The sequence below is a fragment of the Streptomyces sp. NPDC059166 genome, assembly GCF_042755185.1.
Lineage (GTDB): Bacteria > Actinomycetota > Actinomycetes > Streptomycetales > Streptomycetaceae > Streptomyces.
Genome location: NZ_JBHZCI010000009.1, coordinates 110043 through 133353, shown reverse-complemented (window position 1 = coordinate 133353; position 23311 = coordinate 110043). Strand labels below are relative to the sequence as shown.

Annotated in this window: 13 protein-coding genes; 6 read left to right on the top strand and 7 right to left on the bottom strand. The window is 71.8% G+C overall.

The window, feature by feature from the left end; genetic code table 11:
- Nucleotides 1–126: 126 nt before the first annotated feature.
- Entirely contained in the window at nt 127–1347 is a 1221-nt protein-coding gene (locus ACFXOA_RS09540) for an Ig-like domain-containing protein (RefSeq protein ID WP_385024368.1), read from the bottom strand.
- A 155-nt stretch (nt 1348–1502) separates the two neighbouring features.
- Here ACFXOA_RS09540 and glgX point away from each other — a divergent pair, with 155 nt between their 5' ends.
- Nucleotides 1503–3737, top strand: coding sequence for a glycogen debranching protein GlgX (glgX, locus tag ACFXOA_RS09535; protein WP_385024366.1), 2235 nt, complete (start codon nt 1503–1505; stop codon nt 3735–3737).
- A 10-nt stretch (nt 3738–3747) separates the two neighbouring features.
- On the opposite strand, the gene ACFXOA_RS09530 is transcribed toward glgX, so the two are convergent.
- Genes ACFXOA_RS09530 through ACFXOA_RS09515 form a run of 4 tightly spaced genes read right to left on the bottom strand, consistent with a single transcriptional unit; the run spans nt 3748 to nt 7426 of the window.
- Nucleotides 3748–4401 (bottom strand): response regulator, encoded by a 654-nt coding sequence (locus tag ACFXOA_RS09530; RefSeq protein ID WP_385024364.1) that lies wholly within the window; start codon nt 4399–4401, stop codon nt 3748–3750.
- Between the two features lie 23 nt (nt 4402–4424).
- The gene (locus ACFXOA_RS09525) at nt 4425–5675 is read right to left on the bottom strand and encodes a sensor histidine kinase (RefSeq protein WP_385024362.1); all 1251 of its coding nucleotides are present in this window, start codon (nt 5673–5675) and stop codon (nt 4425–4427) included.
- A 55-nt stretch (nt 5676–5730) separates the two neighbouring features.
- Complete coding sequence (locus ACFXOA_RS09520) at nt 5731–6513, bottom strand: ABC transporter permease (protein WP_385024360.1); 783 nt, start codon at nt 6511–6513, stop codon at nt 5731–5733.
- Between the two features lies 1 nt (nt 6514).
- Nucleotides 6515–7426, bottom strand: a complete 912-nt coding sequence (locus tag ACFXOA_RS09515) for an ABC transporter ATP-binding protein (RefSeq protein ID WP_385024358.1) — start codon at nt 7424–7426, stop codon at nt 6515–6517.
- A gap of 153 nt (nt 7427–7579) precedes the next feature.
- On the opposite strand from ACFXOA_RS09515, the gene ACFXOA_RS09510 reads away from it, so the two are divergent.
- The 3 genes from ACFXOA_RS09510 to ACFXOA_RS09500 all read left to right on the top strand — a co-directional run bounded on the left by ACFXOA_RS09510 (nt 7580) and on the right by ACFXOA_RS09500 (nt 13812).
- The gene (locus ACFXOA_RS09510) at nt 7580–9382 is read left to right on the top strand and encodes an ABC transporter ATP-binding protein (RefSeq protein ID WP_385024356.1); all 1803 of its coding nucleotides are present in this window, start codon (nt 7580–7582) and stop codon (nt 9380–9382) included.
- Complete coding sequence (locus ACFXOA_RS09505) at nt 9379–11250, top strand: ABC transporter ATP-binding protein (protein WP_385024354.1); 1872 nt, start codon at nt 9379–9381, stop codon at nt 11248–11250. The genes ACFXOA_RS09510 and ACFXOA_RS09505 overlap by 4 nt, the downstream gene beginning before the upstream one ends.
- A gap of 516 nt (nt 11251–11766) precedes the next feature.
- Nucleotides 11767–13812 carry a M4 family metallopeptidase gene (locus ACFXOA_RS09500; RefSeq protein WP_385024352.1) on the top strand — a complete coding sequence of 682 codons (2046 nt, stop codon included), beginning with the start codon at nt 11767–11769 and terminating at the stop codon, nt 13810–13812.
- A gap of 123 nt (nt 13813–13935) precedes the next feature.
- On the opposite strand, the gene ACFXOA_RS09495 is transcribed toward ACFXOA_RS09500, so the two are convergent.
- Entirely contained in the window at nt 13936–15732 is a 1797-nt protein-coding gene (locus ACFXOA_RS09495) for a SpoIIE family protein phosphatase (protein ID WP_385024477.1), read from the bottom strand.
- Nucleotides 15733–15922: 190 nt separating this feature from the next.
- Complete coding sequence (gene glgP / locus ACFXOA_RS09490) at nt 15923–18586, bottom strand: alpha-glucan family phosphorylase (protein WP_385024350.1); 2664 nt, start codon at nt 18584–18586, stop codon at nt 15923–15925.
- A gap of 710 nt (nt 18587–19296) precedes the next feature.
- On the opposite strand from glgP, the gene ACFXOA_RS09485 reads away from it, so the two are divergent.
- Entirely contained in the window at nt 19297–21396 is a 2100-nt protein-coding gene (locus ACFXOA_RS09485) for a maltotransferase domain-containing protein (RefSeq protein ID WP_385024348.1), read from the top strand.
- Nucleotides 21393–23099, top strand: coding sequence for a maltose alpha-D-glucosyltransferase (gene treS / locus ACFXOA_RS09480; RefSeq protein WP_385024346.1), 1707 nt, complete (start codon nt 21393–21395; stop codon nt 23097–23099). Before ACFXOA_RS09485 ends, treS begins: the two co-directional genes overlap by 4 nt.
- Nucleotides 23100–23311: the final 212 nt, after the last annotated feature.

Sequence of the window (23311 nt, the reverse complement as noted above, 5' to 3'; positions counted from 1 at the left end):
GACAATCACACCGCGGGTGGGGAGAACTCCCTCCGGATTGTCACCGTTCCGTCCCAAGTCCCCACGTCAGGACAGCGGGTGGGCCCCGGAGGCGTCGGCTCCGGGGCCCACCCGCCGGGGCGGGGATCAGCGCAGGGCCGAGCCCGCCTTCCACTGCGGCCAGCCGAGGTTCCAGCCGCCGAGCCCGTTGTCCGGCGCGACGGTGGTGTCGGTGGAGTTGACCACCTCGACGACGTCGCCCACGAGCGTCCGCTCGAAGAACCAGCCGGCCGGGGTGTCCGAGCTGCCCCCCTTGACGTCGCGGAGCCCGATGCAGCCGTGGCTGGTGTTCTCGGAGCCGAAGATGTCCGGGGACTCCCAGTAGTTGCCGTGCAGGAACGTGCCCGACTTCGTCAGCCGGATGGCGTGGGGCACGTCCTTGATGTCGTACTCCCCGCCGAAGCCCACCGTGCTGCCGTCCATGCGGGTCACGTCGTGCAGCTCGGAGACCACCATCTTCCCGTTGTACGTCGTCGTCGTCTCGGCGCCGGCCGTGACCGGCACGGTGCTGACCATCTCTCCGTCGCGGCGTACCTCCATGGTGTGCGCCGCCGCGTCCACCACCGAGGTCTGGGAACGGCCCACCGTGAAGGTGACCTTCTTGCGCTGGCTGCCGTAGACCCCGGGGGCTCCCTCCACATCGCGCAGGGCCACGTCGACGGTGACCTCGGTGCCCGGCTCCCAGTACTCCTCGGGACGGAAGTCCAGCCGGTTGCGGCCGAACCAGTGGCCGGCGACCTCCACCTCGGGCTCCGTGGTGATCCTGATGGCCTTCTCCACCTCGGCGCGTCTGGTGACCGGCCGGTTGAAGTCGAAGGAGACGATCATGCCGGTGCCCACGGTTGACCTGTTCTCCGGCTTGAAGTAGCCGATGAAGCGGTCCTTGGGGACCAGCGTGGTGAAGGTGGTGCTGCGTGCCGAGCGGTGGCCGTCCCCGTCGACGGCGACGGCCTCGACGGTGTACTTCCCGGCCAGCCCGAGCCGGTAGCCGCTGTCCCGGGGTGACCAGGAGCGGCCGTCCTCCGCGATCCTGCCCGGCACCTCCCTGCGTTCCGCGTCCTCGGTCCGCGTCACCTTCACCCGTTCGATCCGGCCGTCGGGGACGGTCACCTTCAGCTCGCTGTCCGCACCGACGTTCGTGGCGCCGTCCTCGGGCGCGATCCGGATGGCGTCTCCGGGCGCGCGGTCGTCCCCGATGAACGGCATCCCCCCGCTGCAGCCCGTCAGCACGACCGGGACGGTGAACAGTCCTGCCCATGTCAGCACGGCGATCCAAGCCGCCCGTGCTCTCTTCGCTTCGTGGTTCACGCCTCCCCCAACGACGCCGCCGCGCCGGGGAAACGTGAGTGCGGGGCCCCTGGTGGGCAGAACAGAGGGGAGGACACCGCCAGGAAGGCCGCGGCCGGGACGCCGCGTACTCCTACTACGGGTGGCCGCTCCCACGAGCCGCAGGAGGCTGAGAGGTGTCGAGCACAGCCGAGCAGGAGGAAACGCCGCGTACGACGGGACGGACGGTGCCCGCCGCACCGGCCCTCAGGACCGGACCGGACAGACCACCCGTATGGCCGGGTGCACCCATGCCGCTCGGAGCCCGCTTCCGCGTCGGACCGGACGGCGTGGCGGGCACCAATTTCGCCCTCTGGGCGGGTGGGGCGGAGGCCGTCGAACTCTGCCTCTTCGACGAGCGGGGCACCGAGACACGGCTCCCCCTGACCGAGCTGACCCACGAGATCTGGCACGGCTTCGTCCCCGGCGTACAGCCGGGGCAGCGCTACGGCTACCGGGTGCACGGGCGCTGGGACCCCTGGACGGGTGCCCGGTGGAACGCGGCGAAGCTGCTCCTCGACCCGTACGCCCGCGCGGTGGACGGCTCCTTCACCCTGCCGCCCGAGGTGTACGGCCATGTCAGGGACTGGCCGGAGCAGCACGTGGCCGACACCGTGCGCGACGACCGCGACTCGGCTCCGCACGTGCCCAAGGCCGTCGTGGTCCACGACGACGACGACTGGGCGGAGGACCGCAGGCCGAAGACGCCGTGGGCGGACTCGGTCATCTACGAGCTGCACGTGCGGGGCTTCACCAAGCTGCACCCGGACATCCCCCCGGAGCTGCGCGGCACCTACGCCGGCCTCGCCCACCCCGCCGCGATCGGTCACCTGCGGCGGCTCGGGGTGACGGCCGTGGAACTGCTCCCGGTCCACCAGTTCGCCCACGAGGACCATCTGCTGCGCCGCGGCCTGCACAACTACTGGGGGTACAACTCCATCGGCTACTTCGCCCCGCACGCGGACTACGCGGCGAACGGCTCGGGCGGCGCGCAGGTCGGCGAGTTCAAGCAGATGGTGCGCGCCCTGCACGACGCCGGGATCGAGGTCATCCTCGACGTCGTCTACAACCACACGGCGGAGGCGGGTGAGCTCGGCCCGATGCTGTCGCTGCGCGGCATCGACAACCGCGGCTACTACCGGCTCCAGGGGGACGCCCGGCGCTACGCGGACTACACGGGCTGCGGCAACACCCTGCACGTGGTGCAGCCGCAGGTCCTGCGGCTGATCACCGACTCGCTCCGGTACTGGGTCACCGAGATGGGCGTGGACGGCTTCCGCTTCGACCTGGCGGCCGCGCTCGCCCGCTCCATGCACGACGTGGACATGCTCTCCCCGTTCCTCGCGGTGATCGCCCAGGACCCGGTGCTGCGCCGGGTCAAGCTGATCGCCGAACCGTGGGACGTCGGCAACGGCGGCTACCAGGTGGGCGCGTTCCCTCCGCTGTGGACGGAGTGGAACGACCGCTACCGGGACGCGGTACGCGATTTCTGGCGCGGCGCGTTGCCCGACGTGCGCGACATCGGCTACCGGCTGACCGGGTCGAGCGACCTCTACGCCTGGGGCGGCAGGCGCCCGTACGCCTCGGTCAACTTCGTCACCGCCCACGACGGTTTCACCCTCCGCGACCTGGTCAGTTACGAGCAGAAGCACAACGAGGCCAACGGGGAGGGCAACCGCGACGGCACCAACGACAACCGGGCGTGGAACTGCGGCGCCGAGGGAGAGACCGACGACCCCGGGGTCGGCGCGCTGCGCGGGCGGCAGCTGCGCAACCTGCTGACCACGCTGCTGCTCTCGACCGGGGTGCCGATGCTGGTGGCCGGCGACGAGATGGGCCGCACCCAGGGCGGCAACAACAACGCCTACTGCCAGGACAACGAGGTCAGCTGGCTGGACTGGTCGCTCCTGGACGATCCCCGGTGGCGGCAGCTGACGGAGCTGACCTCCCGGGTGCTCGCCCTGCGGCACCGTCACCCGGTGCTCAGGCGGCGCGCGTTCTTCGCCGGGACGCCGCAGGCCCCGGACGGGCTGCGGGACCTGGCCTGGTTCACCCCGCACGGCGAGGAGATGACGGAGGCCGACTGGTACGCGCCCGCCGCCACCCTCGGCCTCTACCTCTCCGGGCGTGACATCCCGGGACGGGACGCCCGGGGCGGTCCGGTCACCGACGACAGCTTCCTGGCGGTCCTGCACGCGGACCACCGGCCCTGCTCCTTCCGGCTCCCCGGTCCGCCCTGGGCCCAGTCCTACGAGCTGGTGCTGGACACCTCGCTGGAGGAGCAGTCGGAGGCGCCCGGCACGGTGCACCGGGGCGGCGCGGAACTCACGGTGGAGGGGAGGTCGGTGCTGCTGCTGCGGGTGACGGAGTGAACCGGCGGGCTCAGCCCAGGATGCCGCGCTCGTAGGCAAGGGCGACAGCGGCCGCCCGGTCCTTCGCCCCCAGTTTGGCGAAGACATGGGTGAGGTGGGTCTTCACGGTGGCCTCGCTGATGAACAGCTCGGCGGCGATCTCCCGGTTGGACGTCCCACGGGCGACGAGTCCCAGCACCTCGCGCTCGCGCGTGGACAGCGACTCGTGGCCCGGGGCCGGGGCGCGCACACGCGAGACGAGCCGTGAGGCGACGGCCGGTGACAGCACGGTGCGGCCGTCGGCCGCGGCGCGTACGGCGGTGAACAGCTCGTCGGGGGGCGCGTCCTTGAGGAGGTAGCCGGTGGCGCCCGCCTCGATGGCGGGCAGGGTGTCGGAGTCGGTGTCGTACGTGGTGAGGACGAGCACCCTGGACCGGACACCGAGCCGGGACAGCTCCGCGATGGCGTCCACGCCTCCCCCGCCGGGCATCCGCAGGTCCATCAGCACGACGTCGGGGTCCAGCCTGGTCGTGAGTTCGACGGCGGCCACCCCGTCCGCGGCCTCGCCGAGCACCTCGAAACCCGGGTCGGCGGCGAACATACCGCGCAGTCCGTTCCGCACCACGGGGTGGTCGTCGACGACGAGCAGCGTGATGACGCGCGGGGCTCTGCTGGTCTCGGACATGTCGGAGGAGAGGTTACGCCCCGTCAGGTGCGCCGTACCAGCGGCACCCGGGCGGAGACGGCCGTGCCGGTGCCCGGTTCGGACTCCACCTCGACCGTGCCCGCGATCCGCTCGGCCCTGGCGCGCATCCCGACGAGCCCGAAGCCGCCCCCGCCGGTCCGCGTGGGCTGGGCGGCCGGGTCGAACCCGCGTCCGTCGTCACGGATGTCCAGGGTGATCTCGTCGCCCATGTAGGAGAGCGTGACACCCGCCCGCTCGGCGTCCGCGTGCCGGGCGGCGTTGGCGAGGGCCTCACCGGCGATGCGGAGCAGGGTCGCCCCGACCTCGTCGTGGAGCGGCTCGACGGTACCGGTGACGATGAACTCCGCGCGTACACCGGTGCGCCTCGCCCATTCGGTGACCGCCTTGTCCAGCGCCTCGGGCAGGCCGTCCTCGACCAGCGCCGCGGGCACCAGGTCGTGGACGGAGCGGCGGGCCTCCCCGAGGCTGTGCCGGGCGAGGCCGGCGGCCTGGTCGAGGTGCTCACGGGACTGGACCGCGTCGGCGGCCGAGACCGCGGCCTGCAGCTGGGCGATGATGCCGGTCAGGCCCTGTGCGAGGGTGTCGTGGATCTCAGCGGCGAGACGGCGCCGCTCATCGGCGACCCCCGCCTCCCTGGCCTGGATCAGGAGCTGGGCGTGCAGGACGGCGTTCTCGGCCAGTGCCTCCTCCAGGCGGGTGTTGGCCCGTTCCAGCTCGGAGATGGTCTCCCTCTGCCGTTCGGTGCGTTCGGCCTCACGTTCGCTGATGTTGCCGAAGACGAGGGAGAGGGAGGAGTGCAGGACGAACAGCGCGCCGAAGGCGGCCCAGGTGACCGGTGAGTCGGGTGGCAGTCCGCCACCGGACTGCGCGCCGGCCATCGTGACGGCCGTGCACAGGAGACCGGCTCGGACGAGGCGTTTCGGAAGCAGGTGACCGCTGTCGAAGTACCCCATGATCGCGTAGATGGAGAAGAACGGGTTGGCCCAGCACAGCGCGAAGGCGAGCAGGGTCCGCAGCGCGTAGCAGGCCTGCGCCGCGGGTCCCTGCGGGGGCGCCCCGCCCTTGGCGCGGTCCCACCACAGGTGCAGGGCGCAGGCCGCCGCGACGAGGACCGCCGCGGCGCGCCTCTCGGTCCCGGTCATCCCCACGGCGTCCGCGGAGAGCACCGCCATCAGGACGGAGACACCGAGCAGGGTGTGCGGCCCGTACCTGTAGAAGCCCTCCCAGCGCTGCTCGACCGTCGTACCGCTCATCGCGCCGCTCCCCCCGTCCGGTCCCGGCACCAGTCTCCCCCGCGCGGTGCCCCCGTCACTCCCAGCGGAAGAGCCGGGTCGCTCCCGCTCCCAGCGCGGCCGTCCAGACCACCAGGACCGCCAGGTGCGACCACTCCGGCCAACTTCCGGCCGCCGCTTGGGCGAGTGCCTGGGACGCGGCGCCGAGCGGGGTGAACTCGACGATCCGGCGGAGCAGTTCCGGCATGGCCTGGACGGGCACCCAGACGCCCGCGGTGAACATCATCAGCAGGTACGCCACGGAGCCGACGGCGGTCGCGACCTTGGCGGTCCTGGACAGGGCGCAGAGGGTGGCCCCCAGCGCCAGCACGCAGACCACGGTGAGGAGCAGCGCCAGCAGGTAGCCGGCCGTCTGTCCGGGCAGACGGACGCCGAAGGCGATCCGGCCCACGGCGACGACGAGGACGGCGGATGCGAGGGACGCCGCTCCGTGCAGCACGATCTGCGCGGCGAGCAGGGCCGAGGGGCGTACCGGTGTGGCCGACATGCGGCGCAGGATGCCGCGTTCGCGGTAGCCGGTGAGGACGGGCGGCATGGCCTGGAGCCCGGCCATGATCATGGCGAGCAGTACGGCGACGGGCACGTACAGATCGATGACGCTGCGTCCGCCGAGCGCGGGGTCGTCCTCCCGGAACGAGGGGATCAGGCCGAGGATCGTCAGGAGGACCGCGGGAAAGGCCACGATCCAGAAGAGGCTGCCCGGTTCCCGGAGGAACAGACGGGCCTCCGCCCGCAGGACCGCGGTGTGCGGGCCGCTCGCCGTGGCGGATCCGTCCGGGGCGATGGCTGTGGTGGTCATCTCAGGCGTCCTGCTCCGTGAGGTCGAGGAAGGCGTCGTCCAGGGTGGTCTCCAGGACTCGCAGCCGGTGGGCGGTGATGCGGAGTCCGGCGAGCAGCGAGATCACGGCCACGGCGGTGTCGTCGTCGCCGTGGACGGTGATCCTTCCGTCGTCCTCCGCCACCGAGACGGACACGACCCCCGGCAGCCGGTCGAGTTCACCGCTGTCCGGGAGTGGGCTCGACGGGGTGAAGGCGATGACCGTGGAGCCGGCGGAACGGCCGATCAGCCCCGCCGGGGTGTCGAGGGCGGTGACGCGGCCCCGGTCGATCACCGCGACCCGGTCGCAGAGCCGCTGGGCCTCCTCCATGAAGTGCGTGACCAGCAGGACGGTCACCCCGCTGTCACGGATCTCCTCGATGAGGCGCCAGGTTTCCCGGCGGGCGCGCGGGTCGAGGCCGGTGGTGAGCTCGTCCAGTACGACCACCTTCGGATTGCCGATGAGCGCGAGGGCGATGAACAGCCGCTGCTTCTGGCCACCGGACAGCCCGGCGAAGCGCCGGCCGAGGTGTGGGGCGAGCCCGAGCCGTTCGGCGAGCGCGAGCGGGTCGGCGGGGCGAGGGTAGAAGGCGCTGTAGAGCTCCAGCGCCTCCCCGGCGGTCAGCTTGGGCTGGAGCTCGCTCTCCTGGAGCTGGGCGCCCAGCACCTGGGTGACCGCCCGGCGCTCGGTGGCGGGATCGAGCCCGGCGACCCGGACGGTTCCCGAGTCGGGCACCCGCAGCCCTTCGACGCACTCCACGGTGGTGGTCTTGCCCGCCCCGTTCGGGCCGAGGATCCCGAAGATCTCCCCCTCGTCGACGGTGAAGCTCACCCCGTCGACGACGGCACGTCCCCCGTAGGCCTTGCGGACCCCGTTCACTTCGATGATCGCCATGGCCGCAAGGATCCCGGCGGCCGGGCGGCGCCGGTATCCGCCGTCCCGCCCGGACCGGCATCAGCCGATCGGTTGACGGCGCACTCCGACCGGTCGCGCGTGGCCGGAAAACCACATGAGCGATGTCAGTGGTGAACCTTAGGCTCACTCCTGATGCCCGAAAAGCCTGCAGAGCCCACGGAACGGTCCGCCGTGCGCTCCCTTCTGCGTCTGTGGCCCTACGTCAGACCCGTGCGTGCGCGCTGGATCGCCGCGGCGCTCGTGGCGATACTCGCCTCCTGCCTCGCCCTGGTGATCCCGCTGGTCCTGAAGTGGATGGTGGACGGCCCGGTCGCCGAGCGCGATCCGGGCGGGGTGTGGCTGGGGGCGCTGTGGCTGCTGCTGCTGGGGATCGCCGAGGCGGGGCTGTTCGGCCTCCGGCGGTGGCTGGTGGCCCGGCCGCTGGCGAGCGTCGAGGCCGCCATGCGGGCGGATCTCTTCCGTCATCTCCAGCGGCTGCCGGTGGCCTTCCACGACCGCTGGCCCTCGGGCCAGCTGCTCTCGCGCGGGACGACCGACCTGATGCTGATGCGCATGTTCCTGGCGTTCCCGCTGACGTTCCTGCTGGTCAACGGCACGACGATCCTGGTCGGTTTCGTCATCCTGTTCGTCCAGGAGTGGACCCTGGGGCTGGTTCTCCTGGTGCCCGCGGTACCGCTGATGATCATGTGCTCGCTCTTCGAGTCGAAGTACGCGCTGGTGGCGCGCAGGGCGCAGGACCAGGTCGGCGATCTGACCACGGTCGTCGAGGAGAGCGTGCTCGGCATCCGCATCGTGAAGGGCTTCGGCCGCAACCGCAGCCAGGCGCTGGCCTTCAGGTCGCTCGCGCAGCGGCTGCGCACCACGGAGCTGGGCAAGGCCCGCCTGCTCGCGGGCATCTGGGGCCTCATCACCTCCGTGCCCGAGCTGGCGATCGGGGCCGCGCTGGTACTCGGCACGATCGAGGTGGCGAACGGCGGGCTGTCGGCGGGGACCCTGGTCGCCTTCCTGTCGACGGCCCTGGCACTGCGCTGGCCGGTCGAGTCGATCGGCTTCCTGCTGGCGATGAGCCAGGAGTCGGCGACGGCCGCCGACCGCTACTTCGAGGTCATGGACGTCGCCGAGGAACCGGAACCCGGCACCCCCGGCCCGGGGAGGACGGGACCCGGGGAGGGCATCGTCTTCGAAGGGGTGGAGTTCCGCTACCCGGACGCCGCCCCGGGCTCGCCTCCCGTGCTCGCCCGGATCGACCTGCGGATCCGTCCGGGCGAGACGATGGCCCTGGTGGGGGCCACCGGGTCGGGCAAGACGACGCTGACGGCGCTCGTCCCCCGGCTCCACGACGTCACCGCCGGACGCATCCTGCTGGACGGTGAGGACACCTCCACGATGGCGCGTGCCCGGCTGCGCGAGCTGGTGTCGGTCGCCTTCGAGGAGCCGACGCTCTTCTCGGCTACGGTCGGCGAGAACGTCCTGATGGGCGCGGAGGGGGCGGGCGGCCAGGAGCTGCACCGGGCGCTGTCCGTGGCCCAGGCCGACTTCGTGCACGACCTCCCGCAGGGTGCCGGCACCCAGGTCGGGGAGCAGGGGCTGAGTCTGTCCGGCGGCCAGCGGCAGCGGCTCGCGCTCGCCCGCGCCGTCGTCGGGGCACCGCGTTTCCTCGTGCTCGACGACCCGCTCTCCGCCCTGGACGTCCACACGGAGGCGATGGTGGAGGCGGCGCTGCGGCGCGTGCTGGCGCAGACCACGGCCCTGGTCGTCGCCCACCGGCCGTCCACGGTGATGCTGGCGGACCGGGTGGCCCTGCTGTCCGGTGGCCGGATCAGCGCCGTGGGCACCCACCAGGAACTCCTGCGCACCAGCACCGAGTACGCATGGCTGATGTCGGGCACGGCCGAGGCCGGCGCCCTGGTCCCCGAGGAGGGCGGCGTCCGATGACCAGTACCACCACCGACCAGCCCGCGCTCGCGGGCGACGGCCCCGCCGGGAAGGAGGGCGGCCTGCCGCCGGGCGGCGCCGACCCGTTCGCCGCGGACGCCCTTCCCACCCCGCCGGGCGCCACCCGGACGCTGCTGTTCTCGCTGCTCGCCCCGATGCGCGCCCGGGTCGCGTTGTCCGCCCTGCTGCTGATCGTCCAGCAGGCGGCCGTCCAGGCCGGCCCGTTGCTGGTCGCGTACGCCATCGACAGCGGTGTGCCCGCGTTCCGCGACCACGACTACGGTCCGCTGGCCGCCGTGGGGGCGGGCTACGCGCTCTGCGCGGCTGCCGCGGGGGCCCTCCAGTACGCCTTCCTCCGGGCGGCCGCACGGGTCAACCAGGACGTGCTGCTCGATCTGCGCGGGCGGATCTTCCGCCACGCGCAGGCACTGAGCGTCGACTTCCACGAGCGGTACACGTCGGGCCGGCTGATCTCCCGGTCGACCACGGACGTCGAGTCGCTGCGCGAGCTGCTGAGCGAGGGGCTTCAGGAGCTCGTCGGGGTGATCCTCTCCTTCGTCTCGATCTCGCTGATGCTGCTCTGGCTGGACCTCGGGATCGGCGCCATCGCGGTGGCCTCGTTCGCCCCGCTGTACCTGCTGGTGCGCACGTACCGGCGCAGGGCGACCGCCGCGTACGCGGAGCGTTCCACCGCGATGGCCTCGGTCATCGTGAAGTTCGCCGAGACGATGAACGGGATCCGGCCCGTGCAGGCGTTCCGCAGGGAACGCGCCAACGACGCCGACTTCCAGGTCAGCAACCACCGGCACGAGCGGACCAACGGCGACGCGCTGCTGGAGATGGCGCGCTATGTGGTGGGGTCCCGGCTCGTGGCGAACACCGCGGTGGCCGCGATGGTGCTGTGGGGTGCCTACCGGGTGGCGTCCGGGACCCTGGCGCTGGGGGTGCTGGCGGCGGCGGTGCTCTACCTGCGGCGGCTGTACGACCCGATCGACCGGCTGGCGATGTTCCTCAACTCCTACCAGTCGGCCTCCGCCTCGCTGGAGAAGATCGCCGGCCTGCTCGCGCAGACCCCGACCGTGCCCGAGCCGGACGAGCCGAAGGCACTGCCCGCGCCGGCCGGTGAACACCCGGGCCGGAAGGTCACCTTCGAGGGCGTTCGGTTCGCCTACCGGACGGGTGGCGAGGTGCTGCCCTCCTTCGACCTGTCGGTCCCGGCGGGCCAGACCGTGGCCGTCGTCGGTTCGACCGGTGCGGGCAAGTCGACGCTGGCCAAGCTGCTGGCGCGCTTCTACGACCCCACGGAGGGCCGGGTCCTGCTGGACGGCACCGACCTGCGCGATCTGGCGACGGCCGAGCTGCGCCGGGGTGTCGTGATGGTGACCCAGGAGGCGTTCCTGTTCTCCGGGACGATCGCCGAGAACATCGCGATCGGCCGCCCGGAGGCCACCGCGGAGGAGATCGAGCGCGCCGCCGAGGCGATCGGCGCGCACGACTTCATCAGCTCCCTGCCCGACGGGTACGACACGGACGTACGTAAGCGGGGAGGCAGGATCTCCGCCGGTCAGCGCCAGCTCGTCGCGTTCGCACGCGCCCTGCTGGCGGACCCCGCCGTGCTGATCCTCGACGAGGCCACCAGCTCGCTGGACGTGCCCGGGGAGCGGGCCGTCCAGCGCGCCATGGACACGGTGCTGCACGGCCGTACGGCGGTGGTGATCGCCCACCGGCTGTCCACGGTGGAGATCGCGGACCGGGTCCTGGTGATGGAGCACGGCCGGATCGTGGAGGACGGCGCGCCGGGCGAACTCATCGCCGGGGAGGGCCGGTTCGCCGGGCTGCACAAGGCGTGGCGGGAGAGCCTGGCCTGACCGGGCGGGGCGGGCCCGCGCGGCGTCAGCCGGTCGCGGCGGCGCCGCGCGGGCCGGTCCGGCCCCACGGCCGGGTGGGCCGGCGGGGCCGCGCGCGAGGGCCGAGGGACGGCCGAGCGGCGCACGGGGCCGGGAGGAGGGCCCGTGGCGCACCGGCGGGCCTCCCGGCGGGATCACGGAACCGGCCATAGCTCCGGCACGTCTCAGCCCTCGGTCCCCGCCCGCCGGACCGTGCGCGCCCCGCCTCCGGCGGAGACGGGCGAAACCCCTTCCCACCCTGCGGCGCAAGGGTCGCGGCGCCTTCGGGACCCTCCGGCGGCCACCGGAACGACACACTGCGAAACGTCCGCTTAACGAACACGGAATTTCCGGCAACGGACGACTTCCGGCCAATGTGTTGACGCGGTCCTGACACGCGCCGCTTCCGGCTGGCACTCTTCCCCCGTTCCACGCACCGCTGCTCGGCCCCGCCCGCTCACCCGGCGGGCTGTCACCCCCCTCGCAGAAGGAGTCCGCGTGAGACCCACGCCCAGCCGTCGCGCCACCGCGACCGGCGCTCTGATAGCCGCAGCCGCTCTCCTCGCCGTCGGAATGCAGGGCGGTGCCGCCACGGCCGCCTCCGACGCCGCCACCGCGGCTCCCGCCGCCGCCGTGAAGGGCGCCGACCCCGGCGCGCTTCCCGCGAAGCTCTCCCCCGCCCAGCGCGCCGAACTGATCGCGGACGCCAACGCCACCAAGGCGGCGACCGCCAAGGAGCTGGGCCTCGGCTCCACGGAGAAGCTCGTGGTCCGGGACGTCGTCAAGGACGTCGACGGCACCACGCACACGCGCTACGAGCGCACCCTCGGCGGACTCCCCGTCCTCGGCGGCGACCTGGTCGTGGCCGAGTCGAAGGCCGGGACGACACAGGACGTGACCAGGGCGTCGAAGGCGACCGGCGCGCAGCTGAAGGCGGTCGGCACCGCGGCCGACATCGCGCCGGCCACCGCCGAGAAGCAGGCGCTGACCACCGCCCGCGCGGACGGCTCGAAGAGCACGGAGGCCAGCAGGGCCCCGCGCAAGGTGGTCTGGGCGGCGAGCGGCACACCGCAACTGGCCTACGAGACCGTGGTCGGCGGCCTCCAGCACGACGGCACCCCGAACGAGCTGCACGTCATCACGGACGCCTCCTCGGGGGCCAAGCTCTTCGAGTGGCAGGCGATCGAGACCGGTACCGGAAACACCCAGTACAGCGGACAGGTCACGCTGGGGACTTCGGGCTCCGGCACCTCGTACAACCTGACGGACACGGAGCGCGGCAGCCACAAGACGTACAACCTCAACCGGGGTACGTCCGGCACCGGCACCCTGTTCTCCGGGACCGACGACGTGTGGGGCAACGGCAATCCGTCGAACGCCGAGACGGCCGCCGCCGACGCCCACTACGGGGCCGCGGAGACCTGGGACTTCTACAAGAACGTCATGGGCCGCACCGGCATCAAGGGCAACGGCGTCGGCGCGTACTCCCGCGTCCACTACGGCAACAGCTACGTCAACGCCTTCTGGTCGGACAGCTGCTTCTGCATGACCTACGGCGACGGCAGCGGCAACGCCGCCCCCCTGACCTCGCTGGACGTGGCGGCCCACGAGATGACGCACGGCGTCACCTCCAACACCGCCGGCCTGAACTACAGCGGCGAGTCCGGCGGCCTCAACGAGGCCACCTCGGACATCTTCGCGGCCGGCGTGGAGTTCTACTCCAACACCGCCACGGACCCGGGTGACTACCTCGTCGGCGAGAAGATCGACATCAACGGCGACGGCACGCCGCTGCGTTACATGGACAAGCCGAGCAAGGACGGCGCCTCCAAGGACTCCTGGTACTCGGGCCTCGGCTCGGTCGACGTCCACTACTCGTCGGGCCCGGCGAACCACTTCTTCTACCTGCTCTCCGAGGGCAGCGGCGCCAAGACCGTCAACGGCGTCTCGTACAACTCCCCGACCTCGGACGGCCTTCCGGTGACCGGCATCGGCCGGGACAAGGCGCTGCAGATCTGGTTCAAGGCGCTCACCACGAAGTTCACCTCCACCACCAACTACGCGGCCGCCCGCACCGGCACCCTCGCGGTGGCCAGTGAGCTCTACGGCGCCACCAGCGCCGAGTACACCGCGGTCGCCAACGCGTGGGCCGGGATCGCCGTCGGCTCGCGTCCGGGCGGCGGCGGCACCGACCCGGTCGGCAAGGTCTTCCAGAACACGACCGCCAAGGCGATCGCCGACCGCAGCACCACCAACATCCCCGTCGTGGTCAGCGGTGTCACCGGCAACGCGCCCAGCGCGCTCTCCGTCGCGGTCAACATCACCCACACCTACCGCGGTGACCTGGTCCTCGACCTGGTCGCCCCGGACGGTTCCGCGTACCGGCTGAAGAACTCCTCGTCGACGGACTCGGCCGACAACGTGGTGGCGACCTACACGGTCAACGCCTCCTCCGAGGTGGCCAACGGCACCTGGAACCTGAGGATCCAGGACGCCTACTCCGGCGACACCGGCACCTTCAACAGCGTCAAGCTCACCTTCTGAGCCGACGCCCCCGGCACGGCTCCGCAGGCGGACCGTCGCACCACCACCGGGAGGGCCCCGGGGAGCACGTCTCCCCGGGGCCCTCCCCTCATGTCACCTGCGCGGGGCGTCCTGCCCCTCATGTCACGTGCGCGGGACGTCCTGCTCGGCCCAGACGATCTTCCCCGTGGCCGTCCGGCACGAACCCCAGCTGCGACAGAGCAGGTTGATCAGCTGGAGCCCCCGGCCGCCCTCGTCACTGACGTCGGCGTGCTGGATCTGCGGCAGGTCGGGCCCGGTGTCGGCCAGCTCCACCTGGAGCCGGCCGTCGCACAGCAGCAGCCGGAGCCGGCCGGGACCGCCTCCGTAGCGCAGGGCGTTGCCCACCAGCTCGCTGACCACCAGTTCCGTCACGTCGGCGAGCTCGGCCAGGTCCCAGCGGCCCAGCTGCTCGGTGACCACCCTGCGCGCGACGGAGGCGGAGTTGCCCTCCGAGGGCAGGTCCCACTCCCGCAGCATCACACCGGGCGGCAGCTCATGCCCTCCGGCGACCAGCAGCACCGCCTCGTCGAACCTGCCGTCGTCCCGCCTCGGCGAGGTGAGCGGTCCGCCGGCGTCGAGCCGTTCGGGGGCCATCCGGGCCACCGAGGCCCGCAGCCACTCCAGTTGGACGTCCACGTCATCGGTGCGGGTCTTGACCAGCCCGTCCGTGTAGAACACCAGGCGCCCGCCGACCGGCCCCCGCACCCGCAGCGGGTCGTACGGGATGACCCCCGCGCCCAGCGGGGCACCGGCCGGCACCTCCAGGTAGCGGGCGGTCCCGTCCGCGTCCACCAGCAGCGGCGGCGGATGACCGGCACTGGCGACGGTGTAGCTGGAGTCCGCCGGGTCGTAGACGGCGCACAGGCAGGTGGCGACCTGGTCGTCCTCCAGGTCACGGGTGGCCAGGTCGAGCCGGGCGAGCAGCCGGTCCGGGGCGATGTCGAGCATCATCAGCGTGCGGGCGACCGTGCGCAGCCGGCCCATCGTGGCCGCGGCGGGCAGGCCGTGCCCGGTGACGTCGCCGACGACGAGCGCCGTGCGCCCGCTGGGCAGCGCCACCACGTCGTACCAGTCACCGCCCACTCCGTGCGCGTCGACGGCGGGGGCGTAGTGGGCGTGCACGGTCAGGCCGGGGGTGCGTGGCGTGACCCGCGGGAGCAGTGAGCGCTGGAGCGAGACGACATGCTCGCGCTCTCGTCCGTAGAGCCGGGCGTTGTCCATGAACACCGCCGCCATGGAGGCGAGTTGCACCGCGAGCTCCAGGTCGGCCCGGTTGAAGGGCCTGCGGTCCCCGGCGCGTACGAAGTCGGCGGAGCCCAGCAGTACGCCCCGGGCTATGAGGGGCACCGCGAGGTAGCTGTGGACGCCCTGCCGCCGCATGGCGGCCTCCGCGCTGTCCGTGGGCGCGACGCGCCTGTAGTCCTGCGGCGTCATGCGGCTGACGAGGACGGGCCGGCCGTTGCGCAGGCACTCGGTGGTCAGAAGGGTCTCGCGGCGCTCGCGCCGGTCCACCACCTGGCCCACCGGTGAGGGTTCCAGCTCCTCCAGCACCGCGATGGAGCGGACGGCCATGGCACGGGTGACGGGCACCGCGGCTCCGGTGACCCGCTCGCCCTCCTCGCCGCGCAGCACGGACTCCAGCAGATCGACGGCGGCGGCGTCGGCCAGTACCGGCACGCTGTAGGCGGCCAGTTCCTCGGCCGTGCGCTCCAGGTCGAGGGTCGTGCCGATGCGGGTGCCGGCGGCGTTGAGCCAGCGCATCCGGGCGGCGGTGGTGAAACGGTCCCCCGGTGGCGGGGCGCCCGGTTCGGCCCGGCGGACGGGCGGCTGCCGCGAGGTCCCGCTCTTCGCGGCGAGCCGACGGGTCAGGCGTCTCGCTCGGCCACCGCCGCCGTTCACCGTGCTGACCTCCACTCGCGCCCCGGGGGACGCCTCGCTGTGACGTCGGTGGCCCGAAGGCCGCACCGGCAGGGCTGTCATGGTAGCGAGACCGGGCCGGAAAGACCTCTGCCGGTTCGCTCCGCGACGGGTGGACGTACACCGGGCCCGGTGCGTACGCACCGGGCCCGGCTCGGGGTTCGCCATCGGGTCAGCGGAGCAGGACCCCGCCGCCGTCACCCGTGGTGTCGCCCGGGACGGCGACCAGACCGAGCTCCGCGCCCGAGGCGAGCAGCGGATGCGAGGGCAGGACGCGGACCGTGTAGCCGTAGGGGCCCGTGCGGTCGAGGGCGAGCGGGCCCTCGTACAGCCAGCGGTCCTCCAGGTCGTGGCCTCCGGCCGGCTTCAGCGGGAAGGTCTGCGCCTCGGCGATCGCGTCCCCGGAGTCGACCCGCCCGGCGACGACCTGCACCTCCACGTCGTCCGGGTCCAGACCGCCGAGGGCGATGCGGACGCGGAGCGCCAGGGTGGAGCCGAGCTCGGCGGAGCCGCCGACGACGGTGTCGGCGGTGGCCTCCACATGGTCGACCGCCACCTGCGGCCAGGCGGCCCGGACCCTGGCCTTCCAGGAGGCGAGGTCGCGGGCGGCCGCGGGCTGCAAGGCCCTGCGCGACAGCGCGGCCGGCGCGTAGAGGCGTTCGACGTACTCGCGCACCATGCGTCCGGCGAGCACCTTGGGGCCGAGGGTCACCAGGGTGCGGCGGACCATCTCGATCCAGCGCTCGGGCAGGTCCTCGGCGCCTCGGTCGTAGAAACGGGGGGCGACGCGGTCCTCGATCAGCGAGTAGAGGGCGTTGGCCTCCAGTTCGTCCCGCCGGGCCTCGTCGGTGGCGGAGCCGTCGGCGGTGGGGATCGCCCAGCCGAAGTCGGGCTCGAACCACTCGTCCCACCAGCCGTCGCGCACCGAGAGGTTGAGGCAGCCGTTGAGCGCCGCCTTCATCCCGCTGGTGCCGCAGGCCTCCAGGGGCCGGAGCGGGTTGTTGAGCCAGACGTCGCAGCCCGGGTAGAGCTTCTGCGCCATGCCCATGCCGTAGTCGGGGAGGAAGACGATGCGGTGGCGCACCCTCGGGTCGTCGGCGAACCGCACCAGCTCCTGGACGAGCCGCTTGCCGCCGTCGTCGGCGGGGTGGGCCTTGCCGGCGACGACGATCTGGATGGGCCGGGTCGGGTGGAGGAGCAGTTCCCGCAGCCGGTCGCGGTCGTGCAGCATCAGGGTCAGCCGCTTGTACGAGGGCACCCGGCGGGCGAAGCCGATGGTCAGGACGTCCGGGTCGAGGACGTCGTCGATCCAGCCCAGTTCGGCGGTGCCGGCGCCACGGCGCCTCCACGAGGCGTAGAGCCGCTTGCGTACCTCGGTGACGAGCTGTCCGCGCAGGTCACGGCGGAGTTCCCAGATGTCCCGGTCGGAGACCGCGCCCACGGCGTCCCAGCGCCCCGGGGACGCGGCCGTGCCGGTGCCGTCCGCCCCTGCTCCGGCGAGGGCGTTCTCCGCGCGTTCGGCACCGAAGGTGTCGGCGCCCAGACGGAAGACCTCGGGCGCCACCCAGGTCGGGGCGTGCACCCCGTTGGTGACGGAGGTGATCGGCACCTCGGAGGGGTCGAATCCCGGCCACAGGCCGGAGAACATCTCCCGGCTGACGGCGCCGTGCAGGGTGGAGACGCCGTTGGCGCGCTGGGCGAGCCGCAGGCCCATCACCGCCATGTTGAAGAGTCCGGGCTCACCGCCCTCGTAGGTCTCCGTGCCGAGAGGCAGGATCTTCTCCACCGGGACACCGGGCAGTTCACCGTCGTCACCGAAGTGACGGGCCACCAGCTGGCGGTCGAAACGGTCTATCCCGGCGGGCACCGGGGTGTGCGTGGTGAACACCGCCCCGGCCCTCGCGGTCTCCAGCGCCGCGTCGAAGTCCATGCCGGTGTCGGCGAGTTCCCTGATCCGCTCCAGGCCGAGGAAGCCGGCGTGGCCCTCGTTGGTGTGGAACACCTCGGGGGCGGCGTGCCCGGTGAGCCGGCAGTACGTGCGCACGGCGCGCACCCCGCCGATGCCGAGCAGCATCTCCTGGAGCAGCCGGTGGTCGCTGCCGCCGCCGTACAGCCGGTCGGTGACGTCGCGCTCTCCGGGCGCGTTCTCCTCGACGTCGGAGTCGAGGAGGAGCAGCGGGACGCGGCCGACCTGGGCCTGCCAGACCGAGGCGTACAGCGAACGGCCGCCGGGCAGGGCGAGCACCACCCGGCTTGGGGTGCCGTCGGCCTCCCGCAGGAGGGTGAGCGGCAGCTCGTTGGGGTCGAGGACCGGGTAGTGCTCCTGCTGCCAGCCGTCACGGGACAGGCTCTGGCGGAAGTAGCCGTGGCGGTAGAGCAGACCGACCCCGACGAGCGGTACGCCGAGGTCGCTGGCGGCCTTCAGATGGTCTCCGGCCAGGATGCCGAGCCCGCCCGAGTACTGGGGCAGGGCGGCCGTGACACCGAATTCGGGCGAGAAGTAGGCGATGGCGGCGGGTAGCTCCGCGCCCTGGGCGAGCTGGTCCTGGTACCACCTCGGCCCGGTGAGGTACTCCCGGAGGTCCGCCGACACCTCGTCGAGGCGGTTCAGGAAGTGCTGGTCGCCGGCCAGCTCGGTGAGGCGTGCAGCGGGGACGGCGCCGAGCAGCCGCACGGGGTCTGCGTCCGCGGGCCGCCAGCCCTCCGGGTCGACTGCCTGGAAGAGCTGCTGGGTCTCGGTGTGCCAGGACCAGCGCAGGTTGCGGGCGAGGTCGCTGAGCGGTCGCAGGGGTTCGGGGAGGACGGGACGCACGGTGAACCGACGAATGGCCTTCACGTATCCCACCTTTACAGGGGACGTACGGATCCGAGGGGACGCACGACGGTGGGCGCCCTCTCCGTCACCCTCGACGGTAGCGGGACCCGGCGTGGCGCAGCCACGGCGCACGCCCGGCTCAGTCACCGCCCGATGCCCCGGTCCGCCCGCCTCCTCCCCCTGTCCGGCACCGGTTCGCGCCCTTCCCCCACGGCCCCTGGATCACCCTGTTAACAGAGACGACACGCACCTCGTCCGCACCACCCGCACCATGGGCCAGATGCGCCAGATACACACCCTTCTGTCACGGGCGATATGGCTGATTTCCCCTCCTCACGCGGACTTGTGGCACCCCGCACCACAGGGAAGGCTGCGGAGGTGCCCGCGTGACGGCCGGAAGACCGGCGCGCGGCCCGGAGCGCGCACACCGGTTGGACCCAGGAGTTAACACACCGGCGGGTTGGACGCCCGAAAGCGGTGGGAAGGCTCCCCCGGTGACACCCCCCGCGCTGCACGACCCGAGGTGCCCCGGTCCGAGGTGGAACCCCCGTGCACCTGCCATTCGAGTGCCATTCGAGTGAACGCGGACAGGAGCGGCCATGCCCACAGCCCGCCAGCCGACGACCGAGCAGCTACAAAGGACGCAACCCCACCATCGCGGCGCGCGCGGACGGCCTCTCACGCCCATGTCTCGCCCCGCGCACGCCGAGATCCGACCCCCAGGTGATTCCATGATCGGTCGCATTCCCGTCCTGGACGTCCGTCCGCTCGTCGACTGCGGCAGACGGCCCGCCAAAGCCGTCGCGGGCGAGACCTTCGAGGTCAGCGCCACCGTGTTCCGCGAGGGCCATGACGCCGTGGCCGCCAATGTCGTCCTCTGCGACCCGAGTGGACGGCCCGGCCCCTGGACGCCGATGCGTGAGCTCGCTCCGGGCACGGACCGGTGGGGCGCCGATGTCACCCCGGAGTCCGAGGGGACCTGGACGTACACCGTCGAGGCGTGGAGCGATCCGGTCACCACCTGGCGGGCCCACGCGCGGATCAAGATCCCGGCGGGCATCGACACCGGACTGGTCCTCGACGAGGGCGCGGAGCTCTACGCCCGGGCGGCCGAGGGTGTGCCCAAGCGGGACGGGCGGGAGGCCGTGCTGGCCGCCGTCGACGCGCTCCGCGACCCCGGCCGCTCACCGGCCGCCCGGCTCGCCGCCGCGCTCACCCCCGAGGTGGACGAGGCTCTCGCCCGCCACCCGCTGCGCGAACTGGTCACCGCGTCCCGGCCGATGCCGCTGACGGTGGAGCGCAGGCGCGCCCTCTACGGTTCCTGGTACGAGCTGTTCCCCCGCTCCGAGGGCGCGCGGGAGGAAACGGTCGCACCCCCGAAGCCCGCCCGCAGGACGAGGACGGCGAAGACCGCGAAGACGGCCGCCGCCACACGCGGGAAGAGCCCCGAGGTCACCGCCGAGATCGCGGCCCCGCCGGCCACCCGGCTGGTCAGCGGCACCTTCCGTACGGCGGCGGAGCGTCTGCCCGCGGTGTCGGCGATGGGGTTCGACGTGGTCTATCTCCCGCCGATCCACCCCATCGGGACGACGCACCGCAAGGGCCCGAACAACAGCCTCACCCCCGGCCCGGGCGACCCGGGCGTGCCCTGGGCGATCGGTTCGGCCGAAGGGGGCCACGACGCCGTCCACCCGGAACTCGGCACGATCGAGGACTTCGACCACTTCGTGGAGACGGCCCGCACGCTCCGCATGGAGATCGCGCTGGACTTCGCCCTGCAGTGCTCCCCGGACCACCCCTGGGTGAAGGAGCACCCGGAGTGGTTCCACCACCGTGCGGACGGCTCCATCGCCTACGCCGAGAACCCGCCGAAGAAGTACCAGGACATCTACCCGATCGCCTTCGACAAGGACATGAGCGGAATCGTCGCGGAGACCGTCCGCATCCTGCGGTTCTGGATGGAGCACGGTGTACGCATCTTCCGGGTCGACAACCCGCACACCAAGCCGGTGGTCTTCTGGGAGAAGGTGATCGCCGACGTCAACCGCACCGATCCGGACGTGATCTTCCTGGCGGAGGCCTTCACCCGCCCCGCGATGATGCGCGCTCTGGCCGCGGTCGGCTTCCAGCAGTCCTACACGTACTTCACCTGGCGTAACACGAAGCAGGAACTCACCGACTACGTCACCGAGCTCTCGGGCGAGAGTTCCTCGTACATGCGGCCCAACTTCTTCGTGAACACGCCCGACATTCTTCCCGGTCATCTCCAGGACGGCGGGCGTCCCGCCTTCGAGACCCGGGCCGTGCTGGCCGCGACGCTCTCCCCTTCCTGGGGCGTGTACGCGGGCTTCGAGCTGTACGAGAACACCCCGGTGCGTCCCGGGAGCGAGGAGTACCAGGACTCCGAGAAGTACCAACTCAGGCCCAGGGACTGGGAGTCCGCGGAACGTGAGGGCCGCTCGCTCGCTCCCCTGATCACCTCGCTCAACCGGATCCGCCGTCGCCATCCGGCGCTCCAGCAACTGCGCGACGTCCACTTCCACCACGTCGACGACGAGGCACTGATCGCCTACAGCAAGCGGTCCGGCCCGGACACCGTCCTGGTGGTCGTCAACCTCGACCCTCACCACACCCATGAGGCCACGGTCTCGTTGGACATGCCGCGACTCGGCCTCGACTGGCACGAGAGCGTGCCGGTGCGCGACGAGCTCACCGGCGACACCTATCACTGGGGCAGGACCTTCTATGTGCGCCTCGAGCCGGGCGTCACGCCCGCGCACATCGCGGTTCTGCGACCGTCCCCGCCGACCGGAGGGTCACCCACGCCATGATCGTCAATGAGCCCGTCCACGACCTGTTCGAGGACACTCCCGCCAAGGACCGCGACCCCGACTGGTTCAAGCGCGCCGTCTTCTACGAGGTACTCGTCCGGTCCTTCCAGGACTCCAACGGGGACGGTGTGGGTGACCTCAAGGGCCTCACCGCCAAGCTGGACTACCTGCAATGGCTGGGAATCGACTGCCTCTGGCTGCCGCCGTTCTTCAAGTCACCTCTGCGCGACGGCGGTTACGACGTCTCCGATTACACCGCCGTGCTTCCCGAGTTCGGCGACCTCGCCGACTTCGTGGAGTTCGTCGACGCCGCGCACCAGCGCGGGATGCGCGTGATCATCGACTTCGTCATGAACCACACGAGCGACCAGCACGAGTGGTTCCAGCAGTCCCGTACGGACCCCGACGGGCCGTACGGCGACTACTACGTCTGGGCGGACGACGACAAGCAGTTCCCCGACGCCAGGATCATCTTCGTCGACACGGAGACGTCCAACTGGACCTTCGACCCGGTGCGCAAGCAGTACTACTGGCACCGGTTCTTCTCGCACCAGCCCGACCTCAACTACGAGAACCCGGCGGTGCAGGAGGAGATCATCTCCGCGCTGCGCTTCTGGCTGGACCTGGGGATCGACGGCTTCCGGGTCGACGCGGTGCCGTACCTCTACCAGCGCGAGGGCACCAACTGCGAGAACCTTCCCGAGACGCACGACTTCCTCAAGCGGGTCCGCAAGGAGATCGACGCCAACTACCCCGACACCGTCCTGCTGGCCGAGGCCAACCAGTGGCCGGAGGACGTCGTCGACTACTTCGGCGACTACACGGCCGGCGGGGACGAGTGCCACATGGCGTTCCACTTCCCGGTGATGCCCCGGATCTTCATGGCGGTGCGCCGGGAGAGCCGCTACCCCGTCTCGGAGATCCTGGCCAAGACCCCGGAGATCCCGTCGGGCTGCCAGTGGGGCATCTTCCTCCGCAACCACGACGAGCTCACGCTCGAGATGGTCACGGACGAGGAACGCGACTACATGTACGCGGAGTACGCCAAGGATCCGCGGATGCGCGCCAACATCGGCATCCGCCGGCGCCTCGCCCCGCTGCTGGACAACGACCGCAACCAGATCGAGCTGTTCACCGCGCTGCTGCTCTCGCTCCCCGGCTCCCCGATCCTCTACTACGGGGACGAGATCGGCATGGGCGACAACATCTGGCTCGGCGACCGCGACGCGGTACGCACGCCGATGCAGTGGACGCCCGACCGCAACGCCGGTTTCTCCTCCAGCGATCCGGGGCGGCTCTACCTCCCCACGATCATGGACCCGGTCTACGGCTACCAGGTCACCAACGTGGAGGCGTCGATGGCGTCGCCGTCCTCGCTGCTGCACTGGACGCGCCGGATGATCGAGATCCGCAAGCAGAATCCGGCGTTCGGTCTCGGCACGTACAGCGAACTGCCGTCGTCCAACCCGGCGGTGCTCGCGTTCACGCGTGAGTACAAGGACGACCTCGTGATGTGCGTCCACAACTTCTCGCGGTTCGCACAGCCCACGGAGCTCGATCTGCGGGCGTTCAGCGGGCGTCATCCGGTGGAGCTGATCGGCGGGGTGCGCTTCCCCGCCGTCGGTCAGTGGCCCTACCTGCTGACGCTCGCGGGACACGGTTTCTACTGGTTCCGGATGCGGAAGGAAGCTCCGGTCGGCTGACCACGGGTCACGGACCGCCGTCGGCGCCTCACCGCGGAGGCGCCGCCCGCGGGGCGGTTTCCACCGCCCCGCACGGGGCACTCTCCCCGATATCGGGCCCTTACGGGCTCCTTGGGGCTCCCGAGGCCCGTTGATCAGGTCCGTACGGACTTTCCTCACCCGACACGTCCCGCACAGCCGGACAGCCATTGCCGCAATCCGGGACACTCTTC